The 15,033-nt window shown below is 64.3% G+C and carries 15 protein-coding genes; 5 read left to right on the top strand and 10 right to left on the bottom strand.

All coding sequences use genetic code 11. The features are described 5' to 3' along the window. Nucleotides 1-3 precede the first annotated feature (3 nt). From ABQM86_RS18425 to trmB, 3 genes are read right to left on the bottom strand one after another with little or no spacing between them, the layout of a single operon-like run. On the bottom strand, nucleotides 4-498 hold the full coding sequence (locus tag ABQM86_RS18425; protein WP_207595050.1) for a type II toxin-antitoxin system RatA family toxin: 495 nt from the start codon (nucleotides 496-498) through the stop codon (nucleotides 4-6). Then, a complete protein-coding gene (locus ABQM86_RS18420; protein WP_280623868.1) occupies nucleotides 498-890 on the bottom strand; it encodes a hypothetical protein in 393 nt (130 codons plus the stop codon). The genes ABQM86_RS18425 and ABQM86_RS18420 overlap by 1 nt, the downstream gene beginning before the upstream one ends. A gap of 22 nt (nucleotides 891-912) precedes the next feature. Beyond that, nucleotides 913-1,818: a tRNA (guanosine(46)-N7)-methyltransferase TrmB gene (gene trmB / locus ABQM86_RS18415; RefSeq protein WP_207595046.1), complete on the bottom strand. Its 906-nt coding sequence runs from the start codon at nucleotides 1,816-1,818 to the stop codon at nucleotides 913-915. A 154-nt stretch (nucleotides 1,819-1,972) separates the two neighbouring features. Between trmB and ABQM86_RS18410 the strand changes: the two genes are divergently transcribed. Then, nucleotides 1,973-2,539, top strand: coding sequence for a pyridoxamine 5'-phosphate oxidase family protein (locus ABQM86_RS18410; protein WP_369745226.1), 567 nt, complete (start codon nucleotides 1,973-1,975; stop codon nucleotides 2,537-2,539). Nucleotides 2,540-2,620: 81 nt separating this feature from the next. Then, entirely contained in the window at nucleotides 2,621-3,898 is a 1,278-nt protein-coding gene (locus ABQM86_RS18405; protein WP_280623861.1) for a CynX/NimT family MFS transporter, read from the top strand. Nucleotides 3,899-3,969: 71 nt separating this feature from the next. On the opposite strand, the gene ABQM86_RS18400 is transcribed toward ABQM86_RS18405, so the two are convergent. Both ABQM86_RS18400 and ABQM86_RS18395 read right to left on the bottom strand, forming a co-directional pair. Beyond that, complete coding sequence (locus tag ABQM86_RS18400; protein ID WP_207595040.1) at nucleotides 3,970-5,262, bottom strand: MFS transporter; 1,293 nt, start codon at nucleotides 5,260-5,262, stop codon at nucleotides 3,970-3,972. Between the two features lie 37 nt (nucleotides 5,263-5,299). Then, nucleotides 5,300-6,517, bottom strand: coding sequence for a M20 family metallopeptidase (locus ABQM86_RS18395; protein ID WP_207595038.1), 1,218 nt, complete (start codon nucleotides 6,515-6,517; stop codon nucleotides 5,300-5,302). 140 nt (nucleotides 6,518-6,657) lie between these two features. Between ABQM86_RS18395 and ABQM86_RS18390 the strand changes: the two genes are divergently transcribed. After that, nucleotides 6,658-7,695: an Lrp/AsnC family transcriptional regulator gene (locus ABQM86_RS18390; RefSeq protein WP_280623858.1), complete on the top strand. Its 1,038-nt coding sequence runs from the start codon at nucleotides 6,658-6,660 to the stop codon at nucleotides 7,693-7,695. Here the strand turns inward: ABQM86_RS18390 and ABQM86_RS18385 are convergent. Both ABQM86_RS18385 and soxR read right to left on the bottom strand, forming a co-directional pair. Beyond that, nucleotides 7,692-8,435, bottom strand: a complete 744-nt coding sequence (locus ABQM86_RS18385) for a cyclopropane-fatty-acyl-phospholipid synthase family protein (RefSeq protein ID WP_369745225.1) — start codon at nucleotides 8,433-8,435, stop codon at nucleotides 7,692-7,694. The genes ABQM86_RS18390 and ABQM86_RS18385 overlap by 4 nt on opposite strands. Before the next feature lie 15 nt (nucleotides 8,436-8,450). Beyond that, nucleotides 8,451-8,936 carry a redox-sensitive transcriptional activator SoxR gene (gene soxR, locus ABQM86_RS18380; RefSeq protein WP_369745224.1) on the bottom strand — a complete coding sequence of 162 codons (486 nt, stop codon included), beginning with the start codon at nucleotides 8,934-8,936 and terminating at the stop codon, nucleotides 8,451-8,453. A 66-nt stretch (nucleotides 8,937-9,002) separates the two neighbouring features. On the opposite strand from soxR, the gene ABQM86_RS18375 reads away from it, so the two are divergent. Together ABQM86_RS18375 and ABQM86_RS18370 are read left to right on the top strand one after the other, a co-directional pair. Beyond that, entirely contained in the window at nucleotides 9,003-10,406 is a 1,404-nt protein-coding gene (locus ABQM86_RS18375) for an MFS transporter (RefSeq protein WP_369745223.1), read from the top strand. 498 nt (nucleotides 10,407-10,904) lie between these two features. Then, entirely contained in the window at nucleotides 10,905-12,626 is a 1,722-nt protein-coding gene (locus ABQM86_RS18370; RefSeq protein WP_207595029.1) for a DEAD/DEAH box helicase, read from the top strand. Between the two features lie 141 nt (nucleotides 12,627-12,767). On the opposite strand, the gene ABQM86_RS18365 is transcribed toward ABQM86_RS18370, so the two are convergent. From ABQM86_RS18365 to ABQM86_RS18355, 3 genes are all read right to left on the bottom strand, one after another. After that, on the bottom strand, nucleotides 12,768-13,418 hold the full coding sequence (locus ABQM86_RS18365) for an MBL fold metallo-hydrolase (RefSeq protein WP_369745222.1): 651 nt from the start codon (nucleotides 13,416-13,418) through the stop codon (nucleotides 12,768-12,770). 9 nt (nucleotides 13,419-13,427) lie between these two features. Then, nucleotides 13,428-14,435, bottom strand: a complete 1,008-nt coding sequence (locus ABQM86_RS18360; RefSeq protein WP_207595025.1) for an aldo/keto reductase — start codon at nucleotides 14,433-14,435, stop codon at nucleotides 13,428-13,430. 213 nt (nucleotides 14,436-14,648) lie between these two features. Then, the gene (locus ABQM86_RS18355; RefSeq protein ID WP_369745221.1) at nucleotides 14,649-15,032 is read right to left on the bottom strand and encodes a multidrug efflux SMR transporter; all 384 of its coding nucleotides are present in this window, start codon (nucleotides 15,030-15,032) and stop codon (nucleotides 14,649-14,651) included. Nucleotide 15,033 lies beyond the last annotated feature (1 nt).

The raw sequence follows: 15,033 nt of genomic DNA, 5'->3' as shown, positions 1-15,033 counted from the left end.
ACCTTAGGTGTCCCCAACCCCTGTGCCCTTGGCGCGTAGTTCGGCCACCAGCGCAGGGTTCTCGCAGGCCTTGGCGAATGCCTCGATCCGGCGTTCGATCTCCCGGCCAAGGAGCCAGCCGCCAATTTTCTCGGCCAACGGCTTCACCAGAGCCGGCCGGCACGAAAAGGTGTATTTCCAGACTGCCCGGGTGCCGCCGTCGTCCGGGGTGAACCGCCAACCACCGCCGAAGTTTTCAAAGAACCACGGCCCGGACACCATGGTCATGCCCACGTTTCGGGGTGGGGTGTAAGAGACGTATTCGCTGACCATCTTCAGGCCCATGCGGGAAACGGTCCGTGTCCTGACACCTTTGCCTGCGGCCGTGGCTCCGTCCAGGAAAGCCTGGGCGGAAATGAACGGGTCCCATGTGAGCCGGAATGCACCAGTGGTCTGGGAGAGGGCGAAAGCGGTCTCCGGATCCAACCGGATGAATCGTTCGGCGCGCACCTGCGGCATTAGAACCCCTGCCCTGAACCGAGCACCAGAAACACCATGAAAACAATGCCAAAGATGTTGATCGCCATGATGGCCAAACCGATGATGCCCGTGATGCGTCCGGCGTTCATCCGGCCGGCCCGGAAGACGGCGATCAGCCCGCTCACCACTGCAACGATCGCCAGCACCACCGCAGTCCCCGCCAGGACAAGCGCACCAAACCACCATGCATCGTTGCCCTCGTTGTAACGGCTCATGGCGGATGCGACGGCTGCGATGCCCAAGGGGATGCTGACCACGGCTGCGACGGGCGAGAGCACGGCCGCGATGATGCTGGTGATTCCGGCACCCAAGCCACGGTTACCTGTCCGTTGGGGTTGCTGGTAGTAGTCCACCGGTGGCTGATAGCTCATGGTTCCCCCAAAGGTCCTTCGGCTAGATCTTGCGGTAAGTGAGGTCGAAGATCATGCGCCCGGCCTCGTGGGCTTTGTTCTCAAAGCTGGTCCTGATGCGGCCGTCGAACCGGGGAGCCCAACCCCCTTCTTCATCCACGCCCTCGTTCGGACCAGTGTGTTCGGTGCTGACCGGCGCGCGGCCTTCCCTCACCGGTGCGCCGCCCACAACGGATTCGACGCCGGACTGCCACACTTGCGTCAGTGGGCTCTCCTCGCCGCTGCGCTCGCCTTCGTGCATGTTCTCGAATTCCGTGGAATCTGCCAGCACTTCGCGGACGTGCACTGCGTAGTTGGACCAGTCCGTAGCGATGCGCCAGTAGCCACCCTTTTCGAGGGCTTTTGCGGCGACCGAAGCGAACGCGGGCTGGATGAGCCGGCGTTTGTGGTGCCGGGCTTTATGCCACGGGTCCGGGAAGAACACCCAAAGCTCGCTGACCGAACCCTCGGGAAGCATCGACTCGAGGACCTCGGGGGCGTTGGCTTCCACCACGCGCACATTGGTCAGGCCGCGGCTGTTGATCTTGATGATGGTGTTCGCCAAACCGGGCGTGTAGACCTCGACGGCCAAAAAGTCCTTGTCCGGGTTCTGCTCAGCGGCATGTACGACGGCGTCACCCAGGCCTGAACCGATCTCCACAATCAGCGGTGCCTTACGCCCGAAAACGGCCTCGGCATCGAACGTGTAATCGGGGTGCACGGAGGTGTTGGCGACGTGGCGTGGGACCTGGATAGCCCAGCGCTCGGCGTGCTCTTCCCAGGCGGCCTGCCTGCGACCCTGCAGGCGGGTTCCGCGGCGCACGAAGCTGACCGGACGGCCACCGTAGGTTCCGAAGGAGGCTTGGCTGCCGGGCGTGACGGGTCGCGGGGAATCTGGGGTTTCACTCATCGCTTCCAGAATACTTTGGTTGGGGCTGTGGGTTCTCCCGCCGAGAGCCAGGGGTCCGGGTGGCCCGCTTGCCTGAACGTGACGTGCCTTTGCTCCTTCTCAGGAGGGGAGACGTTTCGTTGATGCAATTGGCCGGCAACGGGAGAATAGGGGAATGGTTGCAAGCGAGGACACACTTGAAGAGGTCTTTACGTCCTTGGCAGATGCCACCGCAGGGCGCACCCCGTTCACTCTGGGTTTCCTTGGGAGCCTTGGGCTGGACGGAGGACCGAGGATCCGTGCCGTCATTCTCCGTGCCTTCGACCGCGCGACGGGACAGATCATGGTTGCCACCAACGCTTTCTCCGAGAAGGTCGCTGAGATTGAACGGGTACCCTCTGTTGCCCTGACGATGTACGACGACAACCGTGGGGTGCAATTGCGCATCAGGGGCACTGCGTCCTTTATTGATGACGCTGACGAGCGAAGCCGTGCCTGGGACCGGGTAAGCCCGGGCGGCCGTCATCTCTATGCCTCGGGCCGTGTTCCGGGCACGCCCCTCCCGGGTTCCCCGGAGTCCGATGGGGAGCCGGTTGTGGGTGAAAAGGCATTTGACCGTTTTGCCTGGATGGCAATTGAGATGGCAGACGTGGATTGGCTCGACCTTTCAGGGACTACGCACAGGCGCTGGAAGTTCACCCCCAAAGCCGGCGTGTGGAGCGGTCAGGAGATCGTTCCCTGACGGCAAGGGAAACCACGGTCAAAGCCGGTCACATCCCGCCCACCAAGCACCTGGTTCAACCCGGCTGACAGAATAGGACGTGTGACCTCCTCGACGACGCCCGGCTACCCAGAGAAATCAGTCCTGTCCGACCTCGCAGTGGACGCCGAGATCGGCGAGGAACCACCAGCGGATCCCACGCAACTGAGTGCAAAGCGGGGCCTCGTGTACCTGGCCATCTGCCTGGTGCTGATTGGCCTCAACCTACGCACGGTCTTCTCCAGCTTCTCCGCGGTCCTGCCGGAAATAACGTCCGACGCCGGTTTGCCCGGCTGGTCGCTCGTGGTCCTCACCACGGTGCCAGTCACTTTGCTGGGCGTGTTCGCGCCGCTTGCCCCCATCCTGGCCCGCAGGTTCGGAGCAGAACGGGTGCTCCTGGGCGCCATGGCCGTCCTCACCGCAGGTCTGCTGCTGCGGCCCCTGGAGATCCCCGGAGCAGGACACCTTCCCACGCTTCTCGCTGGCACCGCGGCCTGCGGAGCGGCCATTGCCCTGTGCAACGTCCTCCTTCCCGGCGTCGTCAAAAGGGACTTCCCGCACCGCATGGGCCTGATGGGCGGCCTCTACACCACAGCGATATGCGCATCGGCGGCCCTTGGCGCGGGCTTCACGTATCCGGTCTTTGCGGCAACCGGCCACTGGACCTCGGCGCTGTGGTTCTGGGCGGTGCCTGCCGCCGTCGTACTTCTGCTGTTCCTGCCGGTGGCAATCCGCCAGCCGGCGGTAAAGCACCAGGCAGTCCACGGTGGCGTGAACGTGTGGCGCTCAGCCGTAGCCTGGCAGGTCACGATGTTCATGGTGCTGCAGGCGATGATGTCGTTCAGTGTGTTCGCATGGATGGCGCCCATCCTGCGCGATCGGGGGATAGACGGCAGCACGGCGGGTCTGATCGTCTCGGTGTCGATCGTGCTGCAGATGCTGGGCTCACTGTTTGCCCCGGCGTTGGCCACACGTTTCAAGGACCAGCGGATCATCAACATGGTGGTGGCTTTGATGACGGGCGGTGGGTTCGCGCTCACGATCTTCGGCCCCACCGAACTCATCTGGGTCTGGACGGGGTTGAACGGGCTGGGCCAAGGATCGCTCACCGCGGTGGCCCTCACCATGATCATGGTCCGCACCCGTGACGCCCATACGGCCGCGCACCTGTCCGGGATGATGCAGGGAGTTGGCTATGGCGTGGGCTCGGTCGGCACCCTCTTGGTCGGACAGCTGCACCAAGCCACGGGTGGGTTCGCAGCAGCCGGAATCCTGTTCCTGGTGGTCGGGTCCTTGGCCGCGTTCTTCGGTTACCGGGCAGGCAGGGACCGCTTCGTTTAACCCAAGTAGGTGACAGCACACGTCGCAATGAGGGCTCATTGGAACATGTGCTGTCACCCAGTTGGGAAGACTTAGACGGTCAGGTCCTTGCCCTTCGTCTCCGGGATGGAGAAGGCGAACGCGATGCCGACCAGCAGCAGGATCACCGCGTACACATTGAACAGGTAGCCCTGCCCGATGCTGCCGAGCCAGGTCTGCAGGTACGGGGCCGTGCCACCGAAGGCCGCGACACAGATGGAATACGGAACGCCGACTCCGATGGTGCGGATGTGCGTCGGGAACAGTTCGGCGTAGACGGCCGGGACAATTGCAGCGCTGCCGGCGATGAAGAACAGCATCACGGACATGGACACGGCCAGCTGCCACGGCGAATCCTTGAGCAGCCACGTCATGGGGAAGTGCAGGAGGGCGGCGCCGGCGGCTGAAACGATGATGACAGGCTTGCGGCCGATGCGGTCCGAGAGTTTGCCCCAGAACGGCAGGGCGGCGATGAACACCACATTGGCAATAACACCTGCCCACAACGCTTCACCGCGGTCCATCTTCAAGGAGGTGGCTGCATAGCTCGGCGCCACGACTCCCCAGATGTAGTAGACAACCGTCAGGCCCACAGTCAGGCCAATGACCTGGAACGCCTGCTTGCGGTACTTAATGATCTGCGGCAGGATCGGCAGGCGCTTCTCGGTGGGAGCCTCTGCCTCGAATGCTTCGGTTTCCTTCATCTTGGCCCGCATGAACAAGGCGTAGATACCCAGGACTCCACCGATCAGGAAGGGGATCCGCCAACCCCAAGCGCTCATGTCTTCCTTGCTCAGGACGTTGGTCAGGATGGCCCCCAGCAGCGTTCCGGCCAGGATTCCGGCGGTCCCCGAGGTGTAGATGAGGGTTGCCCAGAAGCCGCGATGTTCCTTGGGTGCCATCTCGGACAAGTACGTTTGCGACGACGGCAACTCACCACCGTGCGCAAGGCCCTGGATGAGCCGGGCCACCAGCAGCATCACCGATGCGAAGGCACCGACGGCGGCGAACGTCGGCGCGATGCCGATGAGGAGGCTCCCCACCGCGCCCAGCGCGACGGCAACGGTCATGGACGTCTTCCGGCCGATCCGGTCGCCAATCCAGCCGAACACGAAGCCGCCAAACGGCCGCGCGACAAACCCGACGGCGAAGATCGCCAGAGTGGACAGCACGGCTGACGTGGGGTCGGCCTGGCTGAACAAGGCGCTGGCGATGAATGGTGAGAACGTCGCGTAGATTGCCCAGTCGTACCATTCAACGGCGTTGCCGATGCCGGTTCCAATGAGCGTCCGCGCGTGGGATTTGTGGACCGTGACGTCGGGGGACGTTCCTGCGGTGGTGGTCATGAGATTCTCCAAGGTGGGGCGGGCTGGGAGGTGGGGCTTAGTTGCCGGCGAGGGCGGCGATGCGGGATACCGCGAGTTCGGCATACAGCGCTGCACCATCGGTGAGGACGCCGTCGTCGAACATTGCGTAAGGCGAGTGGTTGAACGGCGACGTCGTGTGGTCGGCGCCGGGGGCAACAGCACTGAGTCCCACGAAGGTGCCGGGGACTTCGGCGAGGACGCGGGAGAAGTCCTCGGAACCGCTCAGCGGCGTGGCCATGCGGGTATGCCGGGACTCACCGAACATTCCGGCGATGACCTTCTCCGCCGTGGTGGTCTCATCCTCATCGTTGATGGTGAGGGGGTACTCCTCCTGGTAGTGCACGTCCGCCTCCAAACCGTGGGCTGCAGCGATGCCATGCAGAAGCCTGGGTACTGCTTCCATCATCTTCCGCCGGGACTCCTCTGAGAAGGTCCGGATGGTGGCTTCGATGCGGGCGGTCTCGGGGATCACGTTGCGCTTGGTTCCTGCGTGGAGCACACCGACTGTCAGGACTACGGGATCGAACATGTTGAACTGCCGGGTCACCATGACCTGCAGGGCGGTGACCATTTCGGCGGCGGCCGTGACGGGATCCTTTGCCGAATAGGGTGCAGAGCCGTGGCCACCGGCGCCCAGCACAGTGACAACAAGGCCGTCGGAGGAACTGAGCATGACGCCGGGCTTGGTGACGAATTGGCCGTGGGGTTCCAGCGAGGAGAACACGTGCATCCCATAGGCGGTGTCGGCTCGGCGGCCAGCGGCATCCAGGACGCCTTCCTTGATCATGTAGCTGGCACCGTCGAAGCCTTCCTCGCCCGGCTGGAACATGAGGATGACGTCACCGGCCAGCTGGTCGCGGCGTTCGGCAAGCAGGGTGGCAGCGCCGGCCAGCATGGAGGTGTGGAGGTCGTGGCCGCAGGCGTGCATCGCGCCATCGATACGGGAGGTGTAGTCCACGCCGGTGGTCTCCTGGACAGGGAGTCCATCCATGTCGGCCCGCAGCAACACCACGGGCTTCCCGGCCGAAGCGTGAGCCGCACCGCCGCGCAGAACCGCTGTGACCGACGTCGTTTCCTTGCCAAGGGTGATCTCGTACGGGAGCCCGTCCAGCGCCTTGAGAACCTTTTCCTGGGTCCGGGGGAGCTGCAGTCCGATTTCGGGTTCACGGTGGAGGTCGTGCCGGAGGCGGACGATGTCGTCCTTCAACTCGCGGGCGTCGGCAGCGATGGTCATGGGTTCTCCTGGTCTTTCCGGGAATGGGTTCCTCATGCCATTCTGGGGTGATGTGATTCACATGTCGGGAAACATCTGGAAATATGCACATAAGTCATGGATTTGGCAGAAAAAATGCAGGCTTCTGGGAGAATTGGCTCATGGAGCTCAGTGAAGAAGATCTGCGACTGATCAACGCCCTGCAGATTTCGCCCCGGATCAGCTGGTCAGAGGCCGGTGAAGTCCTGGGCGTCCACGCCACCACGCTGGCGTCACGATGGGAGCGGTTGAAGTCCGCAGGGGCAGCCTGGACCACGGCGCACCTGATGGGCGATCCCAAGGACATGTGCCTGGCCATGGTGGATATCGACTGCGAAATGCATCTGAGGCCGGATGTCACGTCGGCCGTGGCTCAGCTCCCCGAAGTCATCACCGTTGAAGAGGCCGCCAGCAACCGCGACCTCACCCTGACGGTCATCACCCAGGACCTGGAGCAGTTCAGCACCCAGTTGTTACCCCGGCTGAAAGAGATCCGCGGACTCACCAAATACCACACGGCACTGTGCACACGGATCCACACCAGTGGCTACGCGTGGCGGCTCAACGTCCTCACCAGGGCAGAGCAGCAGGCACTCCGGGCGCTCGCCGGACCCGAATCGGCCAACCCGTCAGCGCCGGACGCCATCGTGGTCCCGCTCCCTGAGAGCCATTTGGCGCTCATCCCGTTCCTCGCGCGCGACGGTCGGGCAACGGCAGCAGACATCGCCCGCGCTCTGGGCCGCAATCCCGCCACGGTCCAACGCCAACTGGGGCGGGTCCTGAACAGCCGTATGCTGTCCTTCCGTTGCGAAATAGCCCAGCAGTTCTCCGGCTTCCCCATCACTGTCCAATGGTTCGCGAACGTTCCGGCAGGCGAACACGAAGCCGCCGCGACAGAACTCCGGGCCATTCGGAACATCCGCTTCTCCGCATCCACCACTGGCCGCACCAACTTCACCATGATCATGTGGCTGCGCTCGCTCGCCGAGGTCATGGAAATGGAACTCACCATCCAGCAGCGGATTCCCGGCATTGAACTGGTGGAGAGCGTGGTCATGCTGAACACGGCGAAGCGGGTCGGGTGGATGCTGAACCCGGACTCGACTGCCACGGGCAAGGTGGTTCCGCCCTATGGGGAGCTGCTGCCTGACGGTATCTAAGCGTGCTTGGTAGCCCTCAAGACGGTGTCCAAGGTGCTGCCGGACTCGCCGTTGGGGCCGGAGACCTTGCGCTCGCGGTCCGTCAGGACATTCACGAACCACGGCTCGCGGTCCAGCCTCAGGGCGCCCGCCAGCTGTTCAGGAGTGAAGAACATGCCGGAGTCGTGGTGGTGGCTCCACGACGGGAGACCGTGCGGGTGATGACCCACGATTAACAACGTGCCACCCGGCGCGACTGCCGCTGCCGCCAATGCCACGGAATCCCGCCACGGCAGGAGGGGTGAGTGCAGGAATTGCGCCGAGACCAGATCGAAGACCGGCTCCGGCTCCCATTCGGTAAGGTCCTGTTGCTGCCAGATGATGCGTTCATCCTGGCCGGCTTCCGCTGCATGCGCAGCTGCCCGTTCAAGCGCGACGGCGGATACGTCCAACGCGGTGACGGTCCAGCCTTGCTGGGCCAACCAAATAGCGTCACCGCCTTCCCCGGAGCCCAGGTCCACAGCCCTTCCCGGCTCCAGCCCAGTGACCTCAGCGACCAGTTGCGGGTTGGGATTCCCGCTCCAGACCTTGGTCCGCTCCCGGTACATGCCATCCCACATGTCCACGGCGTTGTCCGCGTCCTCATGGAGGTTGAGGCCGCGCTGCTGCGCTCCTTCATGCTGGTGCCCGTGCTGGTGAGCGCCTGCACTGGTGGGGTGTTCGCTCAGGGGAGTACCGCCGTCGTGCGTCATTTCAGTCATATGCCAAGCGTGCCGCTACGGGCGGACAGAAGGCAATGCCTGTTGCTGGTTCGGCAAAGTCCAGCGTTGGGCACCGGCGCCGGAGGCACCGAGCTCGTCCGACGGGTTCTGCAGCGTGCACGATTTCAGGCTCAAGCAGCCACAGCCGATGCACCCGTCAAGGTCGTTACGCAGATGCTCCAGTGCGGCGATCCGCTGGTCCAACTCCTCGCGCCACCGCAGCGACAGTTTGGCCCAATCGCGCTTGGTGGGGGTCCGGCCGTCCGGCAGGGAATCCAACGCCTCGCGGATGTCCTTCAACGGCAGGCCCACCCGTTGCGAGGTCTTGATGAACGCGACCCGCCGCAGCATGTCGCGCCGGTACCGCCGCTGGTTGCCGGCAGTGCGTTCGGCTTCGATGAGCCCGTTGCGTTCGTAGAAATGAAGGGCCGACGGCGACACTCCACTGCGCTCGGACAGCTCGCCAATGGTGAGTGGCCGGTGGGTTGGGGCTTGCGACATGGGATTGCTTCCGGTGGAGGGCGGTGGATTGACCTCAACATTAGTTGAGGTTCTAGGGTAACCACCATGACCTCTGACACCTCAACGGCCGGGATTCTGAGCCGCCCCTACTTGCTGGCCACCGTGGGTGCCTGCGCGCTGGTATTCCTCAGCGCGTTCGAGTCCCTCGCAGTAACCACCATCATGCCGCTGGTGAGCCGCGACCTCGACGGAGCCAGCCTGTACGCACTGGCCTTTGCCGGGCCGCTGGCAACAGGCGTGATGGGCATGGTGGCCGCGGGTAACTGGTCCGATCGCCGTGGTCCGGCGGCGCCCCTGTATTCCTCGGTGGCGTTGTTCGTGGCGGGTCTGCTGATCGCCGGCATGGCAGGCACCATGGAAATCCTGGTCCTGGGACGGCTGGTGCAGGGGCTCGGTGGAGGGGCAATGACTGTTGCCCTCTACGTGTTGGTGGCCCGCGTCTACCCGCCCGCACTGCACCCCAAGATCTTTGCGGCCTTCGCCGCATCCTGGGTGGTTCCGTCCTTGGTGGGCCCCTTCGCCGCAGGTGTCGTGGCCCAATTGAGCAGCTGGCACTGGGTGTTCCTCGGGGTGGTTGGCCTGGTGGTGCCGGCGCTGCTGATGGTGGTTCCGGCTGTCCGGGGGATGAAAGCCGAACCCCCTACTGTTGCCGTCCCGTGGGCTTTTGGCCGCATGGGCTGGGCGGCGCTCGCCGCCGTCGCTGTCCTGGGGCTGAACCTGTCCGCGGAGGTTCCGGGCGTGGGCGGGGCGATTGCCGTCGTCGCGCTTGTCCTTGCACTGATGGCGGTCCGCCCACTGGTGCCCCGCGGAACGTTGACCGCACGCAGAGGGTTGCCCAGCGTGATTTTGGTGCGCGGGCTCGCATCTGCGGCGTTCTTTGGGGCCGAGGTGTACCTGCCGTACCTGTTGACTGAGCGTTACGCGTTCACGCCGACATTTGCCGGGCTCACGCTGACGGGCGCCGCTCTGGCCTGGGCTGGGGCTTCTGCCGTTCAGGGGCGTCTTGGTGCTCGGCTGGCGGATGATCTGGCCGTGAAAATCGGGGCCGCGCTGGTGCTGGTTGCCGTGATCTCCACGCTGGTGACGGCCGCGTTTGCCCTGCCCGCGGCCGTGGCGATCGGCGGCTGGATCCTCGCGGGCGGTGGGATGGGCCTGATGTACCCGCGGTTGTCCGTCATGACGTTGGCACTGTCCACCCCCGAAAACCAGGGTTTCAACAGCGCGGCCATGTCCATCTCCGATTCCATCGGGGGAGCCCTTGCCCTCGCTGCTACGGGACTCGTGTTTGCTGCCGTGACCGCTAACTCCTTCGCGGGGGTCTTCGCGCTGGCCGGAGTGATCGCCGTAGCTGGAGTGCTGATTGCGCCGCGGGTCGCCGCCGGTGCAGCCACCCCGGATGCTGGGAAGGGTGCTCCGGAAGCACAGCCCGAGCTGACGCACCACTCCTGACCCGTTGCGGGGCCCGCTCTGCGCGCAATGTGGGCCCTGAGCCGTGCAAAGCAGGCCCCGCAACCCGGGGTAGGTGAGTTGTGAGGCCCGCTCTGCACGTTATTCGAGCCGGGATGCGTGTAAAGCAGGCCTCGCAAGGCAGGGTGGGTGAGTTGTGAGGCCTGCTCTGCACGTTATTCGAGCCCGGATGCGTGTAAAGCGGGCCTCGCAACGGGAGCCTGACCTGCCCCGATGCAAGGCTTCGCGCCGATCACTGCTAAGCTGGGAACACTTGATGTGCGGTGACGCCCTAAAGCAGGTGGCCTGAAAGGCTGCGCGGCGGGGCATTTTTCATGTGAGAGGCACATCCTGCGTCGATGAACGCGTTCTATTTGGTCCCGGCCACCGCTGTTGAAGCGAATCGGTAGACCACCTGACTTTTCCTCGGCGAACCCCTGGCCCAACCGGCGTCGGGGGCCGATGTCCGCAACTGGACACCGCCCGAAAGACATGAAGTTTATGACTACTTTTGCTGCCCTTGGCACGCCCAAGCCCATTGCTGAGTCTCTTGCCGCAGATGGCATCGAAGAGGCATTCCCCATCCAGGTGAAGACCCTCCCGGATACGCTCGCAGGCCGCGACGTTCTGGGCCGGGGCCGCACCGGTTCCGGCAAGACCATCGCTTTCGCGATCCCGCTCGTGGCCCGCTTGGCCGAGCGCGAAGCAAAGCACTTCCGCAAGCCGGGCCGCCCCATGGGCCTCGTCCTTGCACCGACGCGTGAACTGGCAACCCAGATCAACGCCACCATTGAGCCGCTGGCCAAGGCCATGGGCCTGAACACCACGGTGATCTACGGCGGCATCTCCCAGGCACGCCAGGAAAAGGCACTGCGCGCCGGCGTCGACATCGTCATCGCCTGCCCGGGCCGCCTCGAAGACCTGATCCGCCAGCGCATCCTGACCCTCGAAGCCGTTGAGGTCACCGTGCTGGACGAGGCCGACCACATGGCCGACCTCGGCTTCCTCCCGGTCGTCAAGAAGCTCATGGACATGACCCCCACCCAGGGTCAGCGCCTGCTCTTCTCCGCGACGTTGGATAACGGTGTTGACAAACTGGTCAACCGTTACCTTTCCAACCCGCTGACGCACTCCGTGGACGATCCCCAGGCCGCTGTCACCACCATGGAACACCACGTCCTGGTGGTCAACGACCAGACCGTCAAGAAGCAGCTCATCGTTGAACTGGCCTCCGGTGCCGGTCGCCGCGTCCTCTTCATGCGGACCAAGCACCACGCCCGTAAGCTTGCCAAGACCCTCACCGACGCCGGCATCCCCGCCGTCGACCTTCACGGCAACCTGTCGCAGAACGCCCGCGACCGCAACCTTGCCGAGTTCTCCAACGGTGACGTCCGCGTCCTGGTGGCCACCGACGTCGCAGCCCGCGGCGTGCACGTTGACGACGTCGAACTCGTCATCCACGTGGACCCGCCCACAGAGCACAAGGCTTACCTGCACCGCTCTGGCCGTACGGCCCGCGCAGGTTCCGATGGCACTGTGGTTACGCTGACCCTCCCCGAGCAGCAGAGCGACGTCAAGAAGCTCATGAAGGCTGCCGGCGTTGACGTCAACTTCGAGCGCGTCACGGCCAACTCCCCGTTGGTTGCCGAGCTCGTGGGCGACATCGCTGACAAGGTTGATCCCCGCACCCGTGCAGCCCTCCTCGCGGCGAAAGCCCCGCAGGGTGGAGGCACGTCCACCGGCGCCAACGCCCAGCGCAAGCGCGCACGCCGTTCTACGCAGGCTGCTCCCACCGCTGGTGGCCGTGGCGGCCGCAACGGACGCGGCAAGGTCGCGGCTGAGCCGGTTCGTACGGACGTCAACCGCGCTGAGCGTCGGGCAGCAATGAACGACGACGTCGCCCGCAGCTCACGCGGTCGCGGCAAGGCAGCTTCCACTCACCGCAACGACGTTCCCGGCTCGCAGGGCCAGAGCGGCAGGAGCGGTCGTCCGGCTACGGGTCAGCGCTCAGCTTCGGCTCCGCGCACGGCGTCCACCACCTCCACGCGTACCGGTGGGAACAAGGCCGTATGGTCCTCTGCTACGGGCGCTGCGTCCGGTGGATCCTACGGTTCGGGTGCCTCCGGCAACTCCGGCCGCGGTGGCTCCGGCGCAGGTCGTCCGGCACGCAGCGGCCCGCGTCGTGCTTCGGCTCCCGCGTCCAACGAGCGTCGCGGCCGCTAACCTCCCGTTGTGAGGCCCGCTCTGCACGCTTTCCGGGAGGAATAGTGCGCAGAGCAGGCCCCGCAACTCCAGGGCTCAACGTTGTGAGGCCCACTCTGCGCGCTTTCCAGGAGGAATAGTGCGCAGAGCAGGCCTCGCAAGTTACCAGCCTCGGGCGCGCCACTCCGCAAGGTGTGGCCGCTCGGCTCCGAGGGTCGTGGGTAATCCATGGCCCGGGTGCACCAGGGTATCGTCCGGATAGGCGTCGAACAGTCGTTCCGACACGTCGTTCAACAGTGAAGTGAAGCGTGCAGGATCTTTCTGCGTGTTGCCGACGCCTCCCGGAAACAACGAGTCCCCACTGAAAATGTGGGCCGGCCCGTCCGGATCCTGGTACACGAAGGCGATCGAGCCAGGGGTGTGTCCACGCAGGTGGATTGCCGTGATCTCGATGTCGTCAAACCGCTCAACGTCGCCGTGACCAAGCCGGACATCCACCGGAACAGGCAACGCATCGGCGTCGTCCGCTCCTGCGGAAGTGCTGGCACCGGTAAAGGCGACCAACTCCGGCAGCGCCCGGACGTGGTCCCAGTGCTGGTGGGTGGTGGAAATCCGGAGCAGTTTCGGCTTCGTGGCCGTGTCCGCGGCGCTGTCCTCGAGCAGTTGCTGAATGGCCGGAAGGTCGTCGGCGGCGTCGATCAACAACTGCGCACCCGTGGACTTCGAGGTCAACAGGTACACGTTGTTGTTCATCTCGCTGACGGAGATGCTGCGAATGGTGACGTCACGCAATGAGTGAATAAGCGAATCCATCGTGTCAGTCTATGCAGTTGCCGGGTTGGCTTCGCGGCCCTGTGACACCCAGTTGGGGTCGGCCGATCGTGAACCCACGACGGCGGCCGCGGCCTGGTCGAGCACCTCAAGTTGTGCTGTTCCCAGTTGCAGGGACAGTGCCCCCAGGTTCTCGTCGATCCGGTGCGTTTTGCGCGTGCCGGGGATGGGAACCACGGAAATCCCAAGGCGCTGACCTTGGGCGAACAGCCAAGCCAGGGCTACCTGGGCCGGAGTTGCATCCAGCCCGCTGGCTACCTCGCGAACCGCGGCCACCACGGCCTGGTTCGCATCAAGTGCCTCGCCACCAAAACGGGGGATCTTGTGGCGGAAATCGTTCTCGCCCAGATCGCCCGCGCTGACGGTTCCTGTAAGGAAACCACGGCCCAGCGGCGAATACGGCACGAACCCCACGCCAAGTTCCTTGGCTGCAGGAACAACGTTGAGTTCAACATCCCTGCTCCAGATTGACCACTCACTCTGGACCGCGGCAATGGGATGGACTGCGTTGGCTTGCCTGAGTTCCTCGGCTGTCACTTCCGACAGCCCGAGGTGCCGGACCTTGCCCTCACGGACCAGCTCCGCCATAGCCTCCACGGTTTCCACTATCGGAACGCGGAGGTCTCGGCGGTGCAGGTAATAGAGGTCAATCACGTCAGTGTCCAGGCGGCGGAGGCTCGCTTCCGCCGCTTGCCTGATGTAGGGCGCATCCCCGCGGACTCCCGTGTACCCGTCCGCGGGGTTGCCCTCAATTCCAAACTTCGTGGCCACCTGGATTTCGTCGCGCCGCTCCTTCAGGAGCCTGCCCACGAGTTCCTCGTTGCTGCCGGCACCGTAAACATCTGCGGTGTCGATAAACGTGATACCTGCGTCCACCGCATGCCTCAGTGTTTGCAGGCCGTCTTCAGGATCGATTCCGCCGTAGACCGGGGTCAGGGCCATCCCGCCGAAGCCGAGGGGGCTGACCTTGAGGCCGTCGCCGAGTTGAACTGCAGTCATGAATTTCTCCTATGCGCGTAGGTGTTCCAGAGGGCCCTTTGTTGGCGTGAACTCCGTGGACGCGGTGGGTATTCCTGCTGGGTTCCCTGACATGGACCTTGGCCGTGTTCGCGGTGAAGCCCGATTCGGGGGCTTGCTGTGCATTCGATGGTAGGAGACGTCTAATGCGCAGCAAGCCATCGAAATGGGCCAGCGCCCACCGCGGAGTGTTGGCTACTCGGCTTTGGCTGCAGGCTTATCGGCAGGCAAAGCCTTCAGGCCGGCAGCACAGCCCACAATTCCCGCGATGAAGAGCAGCTTCAGCGGGCTCGCAGACTCCACGCCCGTGATCATGGCCCAGCCGACAGTGAGTGCTGCACCGATGCCCACCCACACCGCGTAGGCGGTGCCGAGGGGGATTCGCTTTACCGCGATGCCCAGCCCCAGCATGCTCAACACCGCAGTAATGATGAACACCACGGTTGGCGTGAGCTGCGTGAAGCCGTTGGACAGGCCCAAAGCGGTGGCCCAGACGGCTTCGAGCAGCGCTGAAGCCAGGAGGATGATCCAGAAGATTCCGTTGCCGGTGTTCTTGGTGTTGGCCGTGTTCGCAGTCATG

Source organism: Paenarthrobacter sp. AMU7 (genome assembly GCF_041200195.1).
Lineage (GTDB): Bacteria > Actinomycetota > Actinomycetes > Actinomycetales > Micrococcaceae > Arthrobacter.
Note: the sequence above shows the minus strand (reverse complement) of the source record. Positions and strands in the feature narration are given on the sequence as shown.